This window comes from Arthrobacter sp. Y-9 (genome assembly GCF_029690065.1).
Lineage (GTDB): Bacteria > Actinomycetota > Actinomycetes > Actinomycetales > Micrococcaceae > Arthrobacter_E.
Genome location: NZ_CP121463.1, coordinates 897,729 through 913,459, shown reverse-complemented (window position 1 = coordinate 913,459; position 15,731 = coordinate 897,729). Strand labels below are relative to the sequence as shown.

At 69.7% G+C, this 15,731-nt stretch carries 14 protein-coding genes and 1 tRNA gene; 2 read left to right on the top strand and 13 right to left on the bottom strand.

All coding sequences use genetic code 11. From position 1 onward, the window contains the following. Positions 1-16: 16 nt before the first annotated feature. The 10 genes from P9849_RS04035 to P9849_RS03990 all read right to left on the bottom strand — a co-directional run bounded on the left by P9849_RS04035 (position 17) and on the right by P9849_RS03990 (position 10,578). Positions 17-610, bottom strand: a complete 594-nt coding sequence (locus P9849_RS04035) for a dihydrofolate reductase family protein (RefSeq protein ID WP_278268412.1) — start codon at positions 608-610, stop codon at positions 17-19. 168 nt (positions 611-778) lie between these two features. Next, positions 779-1,342 carry a pyridoxamine 5'-phosphate oxidase family protein gene (locus P9849_RS04030; RefSeq protein WP_278268411.1) on the bottom strand — a complete coding sequence of 188 codons (564 nt, stop codon included), beginning with the start codon at positions 1,340-1,342 and terminating at the stop codon, positions 779-781. Between the two features lie 28 nt (positions 1,343-1,370). Further along, positions 1,371-1,447 (bottom strand) — tRNA-Leu (locus tag P9849_RS04025). A 223-nt stretch (positions 1,448-1,670) separates the two neighbouring features. Continuing rightward, positions 1,671-3,083 (bottom strand): FAD-dependent oxidoreductase, encoded by a 1,413-nt coding sequence (locus P9849_RS04020; RefSeq protein WP_066214499.1) that lies wholly within the window; start codon positions 3,081-3,083, stop codon positions 1,671-1,673. A gap of 54 nt (positions 3,084-3,137) precedes the next feature. Beyond that, positions 3,138-4,619, bottom strand: coding sequence for a S8 family serine peptidase (locus P9849_RS04015; protein ID WP_278268410.1), 1,482 nt, complete (start codon positions 4,617-4,619; stop codon positions 3,138-3,140). A gap of 69 nt (positions 4,620-4,688) precedes the next feature. Beyond that, positions 4,689-6,320, bottom strand: a complete 1,632-nt coding sequence (locus tag P9849_RS04010) for a DUF501 domain-containing protein (protein ID WP_278268409.1) — start codon at positions 6,318-6,320, stop codon at positions 4,689-4,691. Between the two features lie 72 nt (positions 6,321-6,392). After that, positions 6,393-7,175 (bottom strand): septum formation initiator family protein, encoded by a 783-nt coding sequence (locus tag P9849_RS04005; protein WP_278268408.1) that lies wholly within the window; start codon positions 7,173-7,175, stop codon positions 6,393-6,395. Between the two features lie 125 nt (positions 7,176-7,300). Further along, positions 7,301-8,581: a phosphopyruvate hydratase gene (eno, locus tag P9849_RS04000; protein WP_278268407.1), complete on the bottom strand. Its 1,281-nt coding sequence runs from the start codon at positions 8,579-8,581 to the stop codon at positions 7,301-7,303. 179 nt (positions 8,582-8,760) lie between these two features. After that, positions 8,761-9,429 (bottom strand): MazG nucleotide pyrophosphohydrolase domain-containing protein, encoded by a 669-nt coding sequence (locus P9849_RS03995; protein ID WP_278268406.1) that lies wholly within the window; start codon positions 9,427-9,429, stop codon positions 8,761-8,763. A 15-nt stretch (positions 9,430-9,444) separates the two neighbouring features. Then, on the bottom strand, positions 9,445-10,578 hold the full coding sequence (locus tag P9849_RS03990; protein ID WP_278268405.1) for an adenosine deaminase: 1,134 nt from the start codon (positions 10,576-10,578) through the stop codon (positions 9,445-9,447). A 205-nt stretch (positions 10,579-10,783) separates the two neighbouring features. Between P9849_RS03990 and P9849_RS03985 the strand changes: the two genes are divergently transcribed. Then, positions 10,784-11,515 (top strand): class I SAM-dependent methyltransferase, encoded by a 732-nt coding sequence (locus tag P9849_RS03985; protein WP_278268404.1) that lies wholly within the window; start codon positions 10,784-10,786, stop codon positions 11,513-11,515. A gap of 36 nt (positions 11,516-11,551) precedes the next feature. Next, positions 11,552-12,880, top strand: a complete 1,329-nt coding sequence (locus P9849_RS03980; RefSeq protein WP_278268403.1) for a hypothetical protein — start codon at positions 11,552-11,554, stop codon at positions 12,878-12,880. A gap of 90 nt (positions 12,881-12,970) precedes the next feature. Here P9849_RS03980 and P9849_RS03975 read toward each other — a convergent pair whose 3' ends face one another. From P9849_RS03975 to P9849_RS03965, 3 genes are all read right to left on the bottom strand, one after another. Further along, positions 12,971-13,693 carry a DedA family protein gene (locus P9849_RS03975; protein WP_278268402.1) on the bottom strand — a complete coding sequence of 241 codons (723 nt, stop codon included), beginning with the start codon at positions 13,691-13,693 and terminating at the stop codon, positions 12,971-12,973. Positions 13,694-13,938: 245 nt separating this feature from the next. Further along, the gene (locus P9849_RS03970) at positions 13,939-15,267 is read right to left on the bottom strand and encodes a thymidine phosphorylase (RefSeq protein WP_278268401.1); all 1,329 of its coding nucleotides are present in this window, start codon (positions 15,265-15,267) and stop codon (positions 13,939-13,941) included. Beyond that, positions 15,260-15,730: a cytidine deaminase gene (locus P9849_RS03965; protein WP_278268400.1), complete on the bottom strand. Its 471-nt coding sequence runs from the start codon at positions 15,728-15,730 to the stop codon at positions 15,260-15,262. The genes P9849_RS03970 and P9849_RS03965 overlap by 8 nt, the downstream gene beginning before the upstream one ends. Position 15,731 lies beyond the last annotated feature (1 nt).

Sequence of the window (15,731 nt, the reverse complement as noted above, 5' to 3'; positions counted from 1 at the left end):
GGTTAGGCCCGGGTTCCTAGTCCACCGGAAGCGCTCCGCGAACGGCGTAGCGGTGCAAGGTGACGCCCGCTTCAAAGGAGGCTTGTTCCAGCAGCTCGAGTTCCAGCGGTTCGTCCACCTGGTCGAACAGCGGGCGCCCACGGCCCAGGATCGCCGGGTGCGTGAACAGCATGACCTCGTCCAGAAGGTGCGCGTTCAGTAATTGAGTGGCGAGGGTGGCGCCGCCGACGCCGATGTCGCCGCTCTCCTCCGCCCGCAGCGCTGCCAGCTGGGTGATCGCATCGTCCCCGCCGATGATGCGGGTGTTGTACTCGGCGCTGGTGCGGGTGCGGGAAACGAGCACCTTCGGGACGTCCGTCCAGATCTCGCCGTATTCGCGCATGAAGTCAGGCAAGGAGGTGTCGGTCCGGGCCTTCGGCCAGAACGACTCCATGGTCTCGTAGATGACCCGGCCGGAGACGTCCATGCTGAGGCCCCGGGCCCTCGCGTTGAACTCACGGTGCAGGGACTCGCCGATGCGCATCCAGTCGCCGCCGCCCTCCTCCCCCGGCTCGCCCTCGATCATCAGGTCCAGCGAAACATTCATCCAGTACACGAAACGGGCGGCCATGCCCTCACCTCCGGAAGGTCGGATGGGGTGGCGCCGACGACACGGCACCGGTCTCCGGGGCCCAGGAGGCCGGGTTTCCGCCCGGACGAGGCCACGGACTGTCATCGTAAGACGGCGGGTTCCGGATGACCAGGGCCGGGGGGCGTCGGCGGCATGTGCTTCCTCCCGTCACGCGTCCCTCGTGCGCTCCACTTCGGGGAGCCCTGTCGAGAACCCGTCGATGCTGAAACGGTTATGTTCCTGCTGGTACGCGACCAGACCGTCCTCACCCTTTCGTTCCGCCCAGGAATCCATCAACGGCCGCTGTTCCTGGAATTCGTAGAGTGGCACCCCGAACCCACAGGATGTCTGCACCATCTCGATCTTCAGATCGAACACGTTGCGCGCGCCCCGCAACGGAGGGAACAACGCCACCAGACCATCCCACTCCGGGTCACCCCGATGCACGGCTCTCGCTGAGCCATACAGGCGAAGGATGCTGGGTTTGGCAGTGAAGGCACAGAACATGAGCGTCATCCGTGGCGTATCGCGCAGATGGGCAGCGGTCTCATTGCCGCTGCCGGTGCCGTTGAGCCACACCACGCGGTCCGGACTCAGGACCCTCAGGGAATCCAGCCCTTTGGGCGAGACATTCACCCGCCCGTCCCGTGCCGCCGTCGCGACGAAGAACATCTGCTGTTCGCGAATGAAGTCCGTCAACTGGTCTGTGAGCTGTTCGTACCGTCTCGCCATGACCTCATGGTCGCACGCGGGACATTGTTGGTGCCCCAACAGGGACTCGAACCCTGACTGAGCGGATTTTAAGTCCGCTGCCTCTGCCAATTGGGCTATTGGGGCGCGGATCCATCTTATCCGTGCCACGGCGGTGCGCCGCCGCCGTCGGCACTTGCGTGCTCAGTTGTTGCGGGTTCCGAAGCCGCACACCCGCAACAACTGAGCACGCAAACCAAGGCGACAGGAAAATCCCCGGAAACGACGACGGCGCCGCCCACCTTCTCGGTGAGCGGCGCCGTCGAGCGCTGGCAAGCGGCAGCCGGGCCTCCTCACGGAGGCCGAGGACTTACTTGGCGGCCGGTTCAGCCGGCTTCGGGGCCGGACGAGCGGCGGCCTCGAACGCGCCACGCGGGTTGTCCAGGTCCACGAGCTGAGTGGCGTCACGGCCCGCGAACAGGCTCAGGAACCAGCCACCGACCACGCGGAACTTGCGCTCGAACGTCGGCATCGCCATGCCGTGGTAACCACGGTGGGCGAGCCAGGCCGGCCAGCCCTTGAGGCCGATGCGGCCGAGCAGGTTGATGTTCGCGACACCCTTCCAGGAGCCGAAACCGGCCACGGCGCCGAGGTTCTTGTGCTTGTAGTCGTGCATCGGCTTGTCCCAGCGGGAGGCCCACAGGTTCTTGGCGAGGACCTTGGCCTGGCGCAGCGCGTGCTGAGCGTTCGGCACGCAGGTGCCGTCCGGCAGGCCCTTGCCCGTGAGGTCCGGGACGGCGGCGACGTCACCTGCGGCCCAGGCGTTCTCGATGATGCCTTCGTCACCGGCGATGCGGAGATCCGGCAGCACGCGGACGCGGCCGCGGGGCTCGAGCGGGAAGTCGGTGGAACGGACCATCGGGTTGGCCTGCACACCGGCGGCCCAGATGAGGGTGTCCGCGGCGAACTCGCCGGCCGGGGACTTGTCCGCCATGTTGATGAGCTTGAGCTTGTCCTCGGCGTCGGCCAGGGACGTGTTCAGCAGCACCTCGATGCCGCGGCTGCGCAGGTGCTCGACGACCCACTCGGCCTGCTCGGCCGTGACCTCGGGCATGATGCGGCCCATGGCCTCGACCAGCACGAAGCGGATCTCGCTCTGGTCGACGCGGGGGTTGTCGCGGACGGCCTGACGGGCCATGTCCTCGAGCTCGGTGATCGCCTCGATGCCGGCGAAGCCGCCACCCACGACCACGAAGGTCAGAGCGGCCTTGCGCTTCTCGGGATCGGTCATGGTGGAGGCCAGCTCGATCTTGTTGAGGACCTGGTTGCGCAGGGCCACGGCCTCTTCGATGGTCTTCAGGCCGATGCCCTTGTCCGCCAGACCCGGGATCGGGAAGGTGCGGGTGATGGCGCCGGCGGCCAGCACGACGTCGAAGTACGGGATCTCGAACGGAGCGCCACCGTCCGCGGGGGCCACGACGGCCTTGCGGTTGGCGTGGTCGATCGCGGTGACGCGGCCCTGGATGAGCTCGGTCTCCTTGAGGTGCTGACGGTGGGAGACCACCGCGTGGCGCGCCTCGATGTTGCCGCCGGCCACCTCGGGCAGGAACGGCTGGTAGGTCATGTAGGGAAGCGGATCGACGACGGTGACGATGCCACCGGCCTTCGCGATCTTCTTCTGAAGCTTGAGCGCTACGTACAGTCCGACGTAGCCGCCGCCGACGACGAGAACGCGCGGGCGGTCCTGCAATTGGGGAGCAAGGGGCTGCTGAGTGATTGCCATACCCTCAGGATAGCGCAGTTTGTGAAAACATTCACATAGTGCGAACGGGACCGATCAGCTCCCGGCGGGCGGCCCTCCGGAGGTCTTTTCGGACACGTCCTCATGGGTGGCGGCAGGGGCGCCGCCGGCCTCGCCTCCAGGCGCCGCCGTGGTGTCGCCACCCTCCCCCGGAGCCCCGGGAGCTGCCTCGCCGTTCTCCCTTCGGCCCACTGCGCGGACGTGCAGCACCGCGGCCACCAGCATGGCCAGCAGGACCACCGAGAATCCCAGGACGAGCGTGGCGGGCAGCGCCGAATCGAGCCCGTCCGCGCTCTGCGCGACCGGCGGGGCCGCGTCGCTCGCGGTCGGCTGAGGCATGAGATTGCCGGCCCCCGCCGGAGGCTTCCGGGTCGGCTCCCCGCCGCGCCGGTGCACCCGGATCCACTCCGAGATGCTGCCCAGCGGATTGCTCTGCGCCTCCGGCACCTCGGCCGTGAGCGCCTTCTCCGCGTCCAGGACGCCGAAGCCGTAGAGCGGATCGCGGCCGGGCTCCCCCACGTCCTTCGCGGTGGTGACGATCCGGTTGATGACCTGCTTGGCGCTCATGTCCGGGTACTTCGACCGGATGAGTGCGGCCACGCCCGCCACGATGGGCGCGGCGCCGGACGTCCCGCTCCAGGTGGCGTACCCGCCGCCCGGCAGAGCGCCCTCCAGTTCCTCCGCGGGCGCCGCCACGGCGATGCTGATGCCCTGCGAGGACGAATCCTGGCTGGCGATGTTCTTCCGGTCGAGACCGGCCACCGTCACGACGCCGGGGATGGTCGCGGGAGCGCCCACCTGGAGGTTGCCGCTCCCCCGGTTCCCGGCGGCCGCCACGACCACCACGTCCTTCTGCTCCGCGTAGAGGAACGCGGCGTCCCAGCTCTGAGGCCAGTCCGGGGAGGAGCTGCCCAGCGAGATGTTGATGACCTTCGCACCGTGGTCCACGGCCCAGCGCACAGCCTCGGGGATCTGATCCTCGTCCGACTTGCCCGCCGGGTTGGGCGAGCCGAGCCACGTGGAAACGGAGAGAAGCTGCGCTTCGGGGGCCACGCCCACCATGCCGTCCGGACCGGCGCCCATGTTCTGCACGGTGGGCGCCGCGGGCTTGGAAGCGGACGGCGACGGCGAAGGCTTCGGCCGGGTGCCGTGCCCGCGGCCGGCCAGGAGGCTCGCCACGAGCGTGCCGTGCTCCGGCTTGGCGCCGATGCTCTTGGTGCCCCCGGCGTTCCCGGCGCCCGAGACGTCCGTCCCCTCGACCACGGAACCCTTGAGATCCGGGTGCGCCGTGTCGATGCCGGAGTCGATGATCGCGACCTTGACCCCGGCCCCGCGGCTCTCCTTCCAGGCCTTGGTGACGCCATAACCGTCCAGCCAGTACTCACCCGACCGGATGCTGTCCGCCTGGGCGGGGGCCGCCAGGGAGAGTGATGCCGCGATGGTCAGCACCAGCGCCGTCGACAGGACCCGGACACACCAGCCCCGTCCTCGTGCGCGGTGCGCGTCTTGTGCCCTCATGTGCTCCCGTCGTTCCGTCTCGGGGTCCGGCCAGTCACTCCCGCAACCGGCCGTCCCGGGCGAAGCCCCTCAGGCGATGCTGAGGGCGATTCCGTCCAGAATATCGTGTTCGCTGGTCACGGCCTCCTGAAGACGCCCCTCGCTGAGGTCCTCGAGCCGGCCGAGCACCGTCCGCCACACCAGGGCTCCGGCGCCGATCACGTCGACCCGGCCGGGGTGCATGAACCCGAGCGCGGCGCGCTCGTCACGGGTCATCGCCAGCAGGCTGTCGCACGCGCGGCGCAGCTCGGCGAAGCTCAGGTGCACGCCGTGGATCCGGCCGGAGTCGTACTGCTCCAGGCCCAGCGCGTGCGCGGTGATGGTGGTGATGGAACCCGCCACGCCGACGACGGCGCTCGCGCGGCCGAGCGGGACGGTCTCGAGCACGAGGTCGAGGGCCGCGTTCACATCGGCTTCCGCGGAGGCGGTCTCCTCGGCGGTGGGCGGGTCGCTGCGGAGGTGGCGCTCGGTGAGCCGCACACAGCCGACGTCCACGCTGCGGGCCGCCCGCACGCCGTCGTCGTCGCCCAGAACGAATTCGGTGCTGCCACCGCCCAGGTCCACCACCAGGGTCAGTTCCTCACCGCGCGGCGGCAGGACGCTCGCGGCGCCCGCGAAGGACAGCGACGCCTCCTCGTCACCGCTGATGACCTCAAGCTCGACGCCGAGGCGCTCCCGGATGCCGTCCACGAACACCTGGCGGTTCCGGGCGTCGCGGCTCGCGGAGGTGGCGACGAAGCGGATGTCGGCCGGGGTGAGGGCGACGGTCCCGTCCTCGGCCGAGTCACCGACGGGGGCTGGGTTCTCAGCGATCAGGCGGGCGTACTCCTCGGCCGCGGCGAAGGTGCGCTCCAGCGCCTCCGGGGCGAACTCGCCGGTCTTGTCCACGTCCTGACCCAGGCGCACGACGCGCATCTCCCGGACCACGTCCTCCAGACGGCCCTTGGCGTCGCGGTCGGCCACCAGGAGGCGGATGGAGTTGGTGCCGCAGTCGATCGCGGCGACACGGCGCGTGGTGGAACGGCGGGGCGCGGGACGGCCGACCAGATCGGGGCGTCCCTGCGGGCCGTGACGGCTGAGGTCCTCGGCGGGAGCCTGCCCGCTCGTGTCCCAGGCGCCGTCGCAGGAGCAGCGGTCCGCGGTCCACCACTCGGCGATGCCCTCGAGGGCCTCGTCACCCAGGACGTTGACGCCCGGGCCCGCGGCGAGCGAGTGGCCCACCAGGACATGGAGGCACTTCACCCGTTCGGGCATGCCGCCGGCGGAGATCCCATCGATCTCCGGGACCTCCCCGACGCCGCTGATGCGGCCGATCTCGCGACGCGCCGCCAGGTAGGCCTCGTGCGCGGCGCGGTGGGAGGCGGCCAGCTCGGGATCCTGCGCGAGACGTTCGTTCATCTCGTTCATCCGGCCCGTCGCTTCGAGGCGGGAGACGGCCGAGGTGATGACGGGATGCGTCAGGTAGAAGGTGGTGGGGAACGGCGTGCCGTTGCCCAGCCGCGGGGCGGTGGCCGCCACGAGCGGATTCCCGCACACGCATCGCGCGGAGATCTCCACGACGTCGCGGACGGGACGGCCCAGCTGACGGCTCAGCGTGTCCAGGTCCTGTTCGGTGACCGTGCGGTCCTCGCCACCGGTGGGCTGGTGCGCCGTTGCGCTCATGTTCGAAATCCTCACTGCGACTGTTCAGAGGCGACTGGTCAGACCTGTGGCACGGGGCCCAGGGACGTCGTGTTACTTGGTGGCTTCCCGGACCGAGTCCAGGAACTTCTGGGTCCAGGGGGTGTCCCCCGGCACGGGAGCGGTGGTGCCCTCCGGAGCGCTCACTCCGGCGGTGCCGCCTTCCTTCCCGAAGACCCAGTACCCGATCTCACCGGGCATCACCATGTTAATGCGGTCACGGGCCTGCTGCTGGACGTAGGCGGGATCATGCCAGCGGACGATCTGCTTCTGCAGTTCGTCCTGGTCCGCCTGCTTGTTCCGGATGTCCTCCTGCAGCTGGGCGATCTGCTGGCGCTGATCCCACCAGTTCTTGACCGTGGGCGCCAGGAGGACGGTGATCGCGAGCATGACCAGGCCGAGGGCCAGCAGACGGCCGGAGAACGCCCGCGCGGGAACCGGCGTGGGTTCCGCGGCGGCTTTCCCCGCGCCCCGAGCTGCGGACGACGACGCCGGTCCGGCCGCCTTGGCGGACTTCGCCCCGGTCGCTGCCCCGGACTGCTTCGGCTTGGCCGAGCCGGACGCGCCACCGCTCGCCGGCCTCGCCGCCGTGGACGCCGCCCCCGAGCCGCTCTTCTCCCGGGCCTTCGCCGTGAAATCCGCGACCGTGCGTTCGGCTTCCAACCGCTGGCCTGTGCCCTGCTGTCCTGTGCTGCCCTGCTGTCCTGCCGGGCGGGCTCCGTGCGAACGGGACTCCTCGGAGGCTGACGTGCCTGACCGGGGCGCCGGCTTGCGCGTCGCGGAGGAACCGCCGTCGAGCAGTGTCGCGCGCGGAACCTTGGGGCGGCGGGTGGCCACGGTGATCACCTCGGAAGTTCGGTCGGGGGTGGTGCCGGCAGGTCGGTCATCTGCCGGGAGTTAAACGCCGGAACGGCGGTCATGGTTCCTCAACCATAACCGCCGTTCCGCACAGCGTCCGGGCTTTAGCCCTTGAAACGCGGGAAGGCGGCGCGGCCGGCGTAGACGGCGGCGTCGGCGAGCTCCTCCTCGATGCGCAGGAGCTGGTTGTACTTGGCGACGCGCTCGGAGCGGGCCGGGGCGCCGGTCTTGATCTGGCCGGCGTTGGTGGCGACGGCGATGTCCGCGATCGTGGTGTCCTCGGTCTCGCCGGAGCGGTGGGAGGTGATCGTGGTGTAGCCGGAGCGCTGGGCCAGGGAGACGGCGTCCAGGGTCTCGGTCAGGGAACCGATCTGGTTGACCTTGACGAGCAGGGAGTTGGCAGTGCCCTTCTCGATGCCCTCGCGGAGGCGCTCCGGGTTGGTGACGAACAGGTCGTCGCCCACCAGCTGAACCTTGTCACCGAGGGTGTCGGTGAGGTGCTTCCAGCCGTCCCAGTCGTTCTCGTCCAGCGGGTCCTCGATGGAGACCAGCGGGTAGGCGTCGACGAGCTCCGCGTAGTAGGCGCTCATCTCCTCGCCGGAGAGCTGCTTGCCCTCGAACTGGTAGGCGCCGTCCTTGTAGAACTCGGAAGAGGCGACGTCCAGGGCCAGGGCGATGTCCTTGCCCGGGGTGTAGCCGGCCTTGACGATGGCTTCCTGGATCAGGTCCAGTGCCGCACGGTTGCTCGGCAGGTTCGGGGCGAAGCCGCCCTCGTCGCCGAGGCCGGTGGACAGGCCCTTCTCCTTCAGCACGGACTTGAGGTGGTGGTAGACCTCGACACCCCAGCGGAGGCCCTCGGAGAAGGTCTCGGCGCCGAGCGGGACGATCATGAATTCCTGGATGTCCACATCGGAGTCGGCGTGGGAGCCACCGTTGAGGATGTTCATGAGCGGCACGGGCAGCACGTGGGCGTTCGGGCCGCCCAGGTACTTGTACAGCGGGAGGTCGGCGGACGCGGCGGCGGCGTTGGCGACGGCCAGGGAGACACCCAGGATCGCGTTGGCGCCGAGCTTGCCCTTGTTCGGGGTGCCGTCCAGTTCGATCATGGCGGCGTCGATGCTGCGCTGGTCCGTGGCGTCGAAGCCTTCCAGCGCCGGGCCGATCTGCTCGATCGCGGCGTCAACGGCCAGCTGGACGCCCTTGCCGAGGTAGCGTCCCTTGTCGCCGTCACGCAGTTCCACGGCTTCGTGCTCGCCGGTGGAGGCGCCGGAGGGAACCGCGGCGCGGCCCAGGGAGCCATCGCTCAGGAGGACTTCAACTTCAACGGTCGGATTGCCACGGGAATCGAGGATCTCGCGGGCGTGGATGGCATCAATGAGCGCCATGGAAAAGCTCCTGTTCTTCAGCTGACGTATCACCGTGTGACACATCGCTCACTCAGTCGTGGATGGGCCGTGCGGTGCAGGACGGCCTCGTCCCGCCACAAGCCTAGCGCAGGGCCTCCGCGCATTCCTCCCGGGGCGGGACTTTTGACGCCGCCATCCCGCGGTGTGAAGAAACACCGTCAAGAAACACCCTCGCGGGGCTCTCGACGGCGCAGCGCGGCACGCAGCGACCGTTCGGCGTCGAGCCCCCGTTCCTGAGCGTCCGCGACCAGCGCGAGGAGCACCTCGCCCAGGCTCTCCTCGTCCTCGCACTGCACCGGCGACGCCGACGGCGGGGGCAGCAGCGCGCCGCCGTCGCGCCGGGCGCGGGACAGCAGCTTGGCCGCTCGCGCCAAAGCGGGGAGTGACGCGGGGACCCCTTCGAAAACGGACTCACGCTGGGGCTTCTCCGCCCGTTTCACGGCGTCCCAGCGGGCTTCGATCTCCTCGACCGTGGCCGGAAAGCTCTCCCGGAGGCTGCCGTCCGGGTGGAAGACGTGGGGATTGCGCCGCACCAGTTTGAGACGGAGGCCCTCGGCGACATCCGCGAAGGCGAAGCGGCCGTCCTCCTCGGCGATCCTCGCGTGCAGCACCACCTGAAGGAGCACGTCGCCGAGCTCCTGGGCCAGTTCTGCGGGGTCCGCCGTGCCGTCCTCGACGGTCTCGACCACCTCGTGCGCCTCCTCGATCAGGTACTCGAGGAGACTTTCATGGGTGAGGGCACGGGTCCAGGGACAGTGGGTGCGGAGGGCCGCGATGCAGTCCAGGAGCCTCTCGGTCCTCTCCCCCGCGCCCACTGTCGTCTCCATGGTTCCCGCCGGTCCTCAGGCGAGGTTGGCGTAGGCCTCGTTGATGTACTCCACCAGGGCTTCCTTCTCTTCCAGCGGAAGGAAGGCGGCCTCGGCGGCGTTGAGGGTCAGCTCGAGCAGATCGTCCAGGTCGTAGTCGAACGTCTCGACCAGGAGGTTGAACTCGTCCGTCAGCGTGACGCCGCTCATGAGGCGGTTGTCCGTGTTGATCGTGACGTTGAAGCCCGTCTGGTACAGCATGTCGATCGGGTGTGCGGAGATGTCTTCGCCGAACGACGCGATCGCGCCGGTCTGCAGATTGGACGACGGGCAGACCTCGAGCGCGATGCCGCGATCGCGGACCCAGGCGGCGAGGGTGCCGAAGGACACCATGCCGATCTGCTCGCCGTCCTCGTCGGCCTCGAAGTCGACCGTGACGTCTTCCGCGATCCGGACGCCGTGGCCCAGGCGCAGCGCACGGCCGTCGACCAGGGCGGACTGGATGCTGGCCAGGCCGTCGGCCTCACCGGCGTGGACGGTGGCCGGGAAGTTGTTCTCGGCGAGGTAGGTGAAGGCGTCACGGAAGCGCGAGGCCGGGAAGCCCAGCTCGGCGCCGGCGATGTCGAAGCCGACGGCGCCCTTGTCGCGGTGGCGGACGGCGAGCTCGGCGATCTCCTGGCCACGGTCGGCGTGACGCATGGCGGTGATCAGCTGGCCCACCTGGATCTCACGGCCGGACTCCTCGACGGCGGCCATGCCGGCTTCGAGGCCTTCCTGCACGGCCTCGACGACCTCGTCCAGGGTGAGGCCCTTCTGCAGGTGCTGCTCCGGAGCCCAGCGCACCTCGCCGTAGACGACGCCGTCGTCGGCCAGGTCCTCGACGAACTCCTTCGCCACGCGGATCAGGCCTTCACGGGTCTGCATCACGGCGATGGTGTGGTCGAAGGTCTCGAGGTAACGGACCAGCGAGCCGGAATCCGCGGAGTCGCGGAACCACTGGCCGAGTGCGACCGGGTCGGTCGAAGGAAGGTCGTGCCCGACGGCGGCGGCGAGCTCGATGATGGTCGCGGGACGCAGCCCTCCGTCCAGGTGATCGTGGAGGGAGACCTTGGGCAGGTCCCTCAGGTCGAAGTCGGGGGCGGTTGCGGAATCATTGAGCGCTTCAGTCACGGTGCTAAGCGTAGTCGGGGAGGGGTCCCCATGCGAGGGCCCGTGCTGGGCCCCTGGCGCCGAGGGACCCGCTGTGAGCGAAGCGAACAGTGGGAGGCGCTAGGGAGGTACGAGCGTGGGGAGCCGACTACGCGGTAGTCGGCTGGGCCCACGGGGGCGAGGGCCCCGCCTTCCCCTCACCACTCCCCCTTGTTAGCGTGAAGGCATGGCCGACCTCGACCCACGGCTCGTCGAGCTGTACGACCTCGACAATCCGGATGGCCCGGACCACGACTACTACCGTTCCCTCGTGGACCATGCCGGCGCCCGTGCGGTGCTGGACCTCGGCTGCGGCACCGGGATCCTCACGGTCACCTTCACCGCGCCCGGCCGGCGGGTGGTCGGCGTCGACCCCTCTCCCGCGATGCTGCACTTCGCGAAAAGGCGGCGCGGCGCCGAACAGGTCGACTGGATCCTCGGGGACAGCCGCTCCATCCCGCCCGGCGCGCACGACGTCGCCGTCCTGAGCGGGAACGTCGCCCAGCACATCCCGGACGGCGCGTGGGAGCGCACCCTGGCGGATCTCCACGCCTCGCTCCGGCCCGGCGGGCTGCTCGTCTTCGAGAGCCGCAACCCCTCCGACCGCGCCTGGGAAGCCTGGGCCTCGGCCGCCCCGACGGAGCGGGACACTCCCCACGGCAGACTCCAGGAGTCGTTCGAACTCCTCCACACGGACCTCGCCGAAGCGGGCGACGGCGCCGTCACCCTCCGATCCCGGAACCTCCTGGACGGTGAAGACCTGTCCCACGACTTCACCCTCACCTTCCGGTCCGAGGCCACGCTCGTCGAGCAGCTGGACCGCTCGGGTTTCGACGTCCGGGCCGTCTGGGGCGATTGGGACCGCACTCCCGTCCGCGAGGACTCCCGTCTCCTCGTGATCGAGGCGATCCGCCGCTGAATGGCCGTGTGCCTGCCTCTCGGCTAGGCTCCGGTCATGGGGAACGACGACGGCGCGCCGCGCCCAGGGGGCGATCTCGCGGAGGACTTCGCCCGGGCCATGCTGGGCTCGCCGCGCGGGCTCCGCCTCACCTTCACGTGCTTTCAGAACCACTTGGTGAAGCTCATGGACGGCGACTTCGATGGCCCGGTCGGGCAAGACCACGCGGCGTTTTTCAACGCCTGTCACGACGAGCACGTCGCCACCGAGCTGTCCCGCCGCGCACCAGGCGAGCGGGGCTGGCAGGGACTGCCGCGGCGTTTCGGGCGGGGCGTGCGTGAACCGGCCGAGCCCCAGATGCCGGACCCGCTCCCCTACGAACAGCTCGCACAGCGCATCCGCTGCTACGACCCCTCGCCCGTGACCGGGCCGGAACTCCTCGAAGCCCTGGAGGTCACCGTCGCCGAGGCCTCCTACTGGGGCGACGTCCACGGCGAGGAGATCCTGGCCGCGCAGGAGCCGATCCGCCGGGCGCTGTTCCCCTTCGCCCGAGAGGCCGCCCGCGCCATCCTCGCCTTCGGACTCGACGCGAGTCCCGTGGCGGTCACCTCCTGGGTCGTGGAATTCGACAACAGCGCCGCGGGCCTCCCGTTCGGCGCCCCTCCCGCGCAAGACGACGCCGCCCAGGTGCTCGACCAGTGGTGGGACCGGACCACGGCCTGGGAAAGCAGGATGATCCTCGAGCTTCCGGCGGACCCCTCGACACGTCATTCGGGCGAATGGTGGTCCACCCCGCCGTCGGGGCTCGTCCAGTCCTGCCCCGCCTGGCCCGCCGCCATGATCGATCCACACCACGGCGCCCACCCCGGCGAACCGGTCGGACTGAGGCTCGTGGAGGATCCGCACGGCTGGGAACGCGCCGTGGCGTACCGCCTCGAGATCCCCCGCCCGCCGGAGCCCCTGCGGCTCTTCGTCATCGACAGCCCACGGGACTGGGCCTGGCTGTGCGCCCGCTTCCCGTTCGACGTGAGCGCCACCAAGCGGCACGACTGGCACCGGATCACGGGCGAGATCGAGCCGTGGCTCATCCCCGACTTCGACGCCATGGCGGCGGAGTTCGACGCCGTCCACCTCACCCTGCGCGGATACCTCAGCTCCGCGGGCGTCGCCATCCCGGTGCCTCGTCTGGTGGACCCCGGCGAGGGGCCGGAGGTGCTGGAGCAGGATCTTCCCGCCCGTCCGCCCGCGGGTCACTCGGTCATCGCGGGATGGGCCCCGCTGAGCACGTACTGGCTCGTGGACGCCCGCGTGGATCCGGACTCCGGGACCGCCTGGGCGAGTGACGGGCAGCACGCGTGGTGGCCGGCGTCGTCGTCGGCACCCTGACGCACGACACGACGCAGGAGCCGCCACCAGAGCCCGGAAACACCGAGGCCCCCGCCGAAGCGGGGGCCTCAGTCCGTCACGTGACGGAGATCAGGGGGCCGGCGGATTTTCGGCCGGCTTGGACACGGTCGGCTCGGCAGCGCCGTCCGCACCGGTTCCGATCGCGCGTTCCTTCTTCAGGCTCACGGGGCGCTCCGGGACGTCGTTCCGGCCGAGACGCTTATGCCACCAGCGCAGGACATGGTCGATCACGTATCCCAGGACGATCGCGAAGGCCACGGCGATGCCGGCGCTGGCGAGCGGGTTGTGATGGAGCCACGGGATGGAGCTCGCCACCAGACCGATGATCAGTGAGTACGCCACCCAGGTGACGCAGGCGAAGGCATCGAGGAAGAAGAAGCGACGGTGCGGGAAGCCCGTGGTGCCGGCCACGTAGTTGACGGCCACGCGGCCCCAGGGGATGTACCGTGCCGTGAAGATCAGGACCGCGCCGCGCTTCTGCAGCTCGTAGTCAGCCCATTCGAAGACCTTCCGGACCTTCGGCCGCCGCATCCAGCGCCAGCGGTCCAGTCCGATCTTGCGGCCCAGCATGTACGCCATGTTGTCACCGGCCATGGCGCCGACGAGCGCCGTCAGGCCGAGGATCCAGAGGTTCGGTTCCCCGGCATGCCGGGAGTAGGCGGCCAGGGCCACGATGAGGGTCTCACTGGGGACGACCATCGCGAAGCCGTCCACGAAGAAGAACACCAGGAGGACGGGATAGATCCACCACTGGCCAGCGGCATGGAGGATCGCCTGATCAATGAATTCCACGCGGGCCGTGTCTCCTGTTTGATTTTCGAAACAATGGGGAAAGTGTCCCACGGTGGCCGTGCCGTTCGCTACACGGCCACCGTGAAAGTCACACATTAAACAGTAGGCCCGGGCCCCGCCCCGCGGCGTCAGCCCCTCGGCCGAAATGCGACAGCCCCGCTCTCATACCCAGGACGGACACGATCCGTTCCCCAGGAGGAGAGCGAGGCTGTGCTGCGCCGTCAGACGCAGGCTGCGCACGAGGGTCAGTCGGCCGCGATGCGGTCCAGGACCAGCCGGTTGCCGGCCCGCGAACCCTCCGGAGCGATCAGGGTGGCGCCTTCCAGCGCCTCCTTGGCCCGCTCGAAGCGCTCCGGGGTGTCCGTCAGGAGCGTCATGAGCGGCTCCCCCGCCCGGACCACCGCGCCGGGCTTGGCGTGCAGACGCACCCCGGCCCCGGCCTGGACCACGTCCTCCTTGCGGGCGCGTCCTGCACCGAGACGCCAGGCGGCCACGCCGACCTTCAGGGCGTCCAGTTCCACGAGCACACCGTCGGCCGGAGCCAGGATGGTCTCGCTCTCCTTCGCCACCGGGAGCGGCGCGTCCGGGTCGCCGCCCTGCGCGGAGATCATCCGGCGCCACACGTCCATCGCGCGGCCGTCACGCAGCGCTGACGCGGGATCGGCGTCGCGCACTCCTGCGGCCTGCAGCATCTCCTCGGCGAGGCGGACCGTCAGCTCGACGACGTCCTCGGGGCCGCCACCGGCCAGCACCTCCACAGACTCCTCGACCTCGATGGCGTTGCCCGCGGTGAGGCCGAGCGGCGTGGACATGTCGGTCAGAAGCGCCACGGTGTTCACCCCGGCGTCGTGGCCGAGGGCGACCATGGTGCGCGCGAGCTCACGGGCCTGCTCCTCGTCCTTCATGAAGGCGCCGCTGCCCACCTTGACGTCCAGCACCAGCGAACCGGTGCCCTCGGCGATCTTCTTGCTCATGATCGAGGACGCGATGAGCGGGATGGCCTCCACGGTTCCCGTGACGTCGCGAAGCGCGTAGAGCTTCTTGTCCGCCGGGGCGAGGCCCGAACCGGCCGCGCAGATCACGGCGCCGACGTCCTGGAGCTGGGCGAGCATCTCCTCATTGCTGAGGTCCGCGCGCCAGCCCGGGATGGCCTCCAGTTTGTCCAGGGTGCCGCCCGTGTGGCCGAGGCCGCGGCCGGACAGCTGCGGCACGGCCACACCGTACACCGCCACGAGCGGCGCCAGTGGCAGCGTGATCTTGTCACCCACACCACCGGTCGAGTGCTTGTCCGTGGTGGGCATGGACCCCTGGGCATTGACCGGGCCGCCCGCGCGCGGGCGGAGCGAGGAGAAGTCCATCCGCTCGCCGGAAGCGATCATCGCCGCCGTCCAGCGTGCGATCTCCTCGCGGCTCATCCCGTTGAGCAGGATGGCCATGTTGAGAGCGGCCATCTGCTCCTCGGCGACCACACCGCGGGTGTACGCGTCGATGATCCAGTCGATCTGGCCGGGGCTCAGCACCCCGCGGTCACGCTTGGTGCGGATCACGTCCACCGCATCGAATGCCTCAGTCATGGGTCCCCTCCTGGTGGTCCTGACCCTCCGGCGCTGCCGGACGGTCCTCCTCGAGATGCTGCGGACCGAACGCGTCCGGCAGCACCTCATCCATGGTCTTGATCCCGTGACTCGTCATGAGCACCATGTCCGGGGCCCGGAATTCGTAGAGCAGCTGTCGGCAGCGGCCGCAGGGCATCAGCACGGATCCGGTGCCGTCGACGCAGTAGAACGCGCGGATCAGACCGCCGCCGCCCATGCGGATCTGCCCCAGCAGGGTGCACTCCGCACACAGCGTGAGCCCGTAGCTCGCGTTCTCCACATTGCAGCCCGAGACCACCCGGCCGTCGTCCAGGAGGGCCGCCGCACCCACGGGATACCGCGAGTACGGCGCGTACGCCTTCTCCATGGCGACGACGGCGGCCTGCCGCAGTGCGTCCCAGTCGAGCTCCGCGGTGGCCGCGCCCGCCGTCGTGTCCCCCATG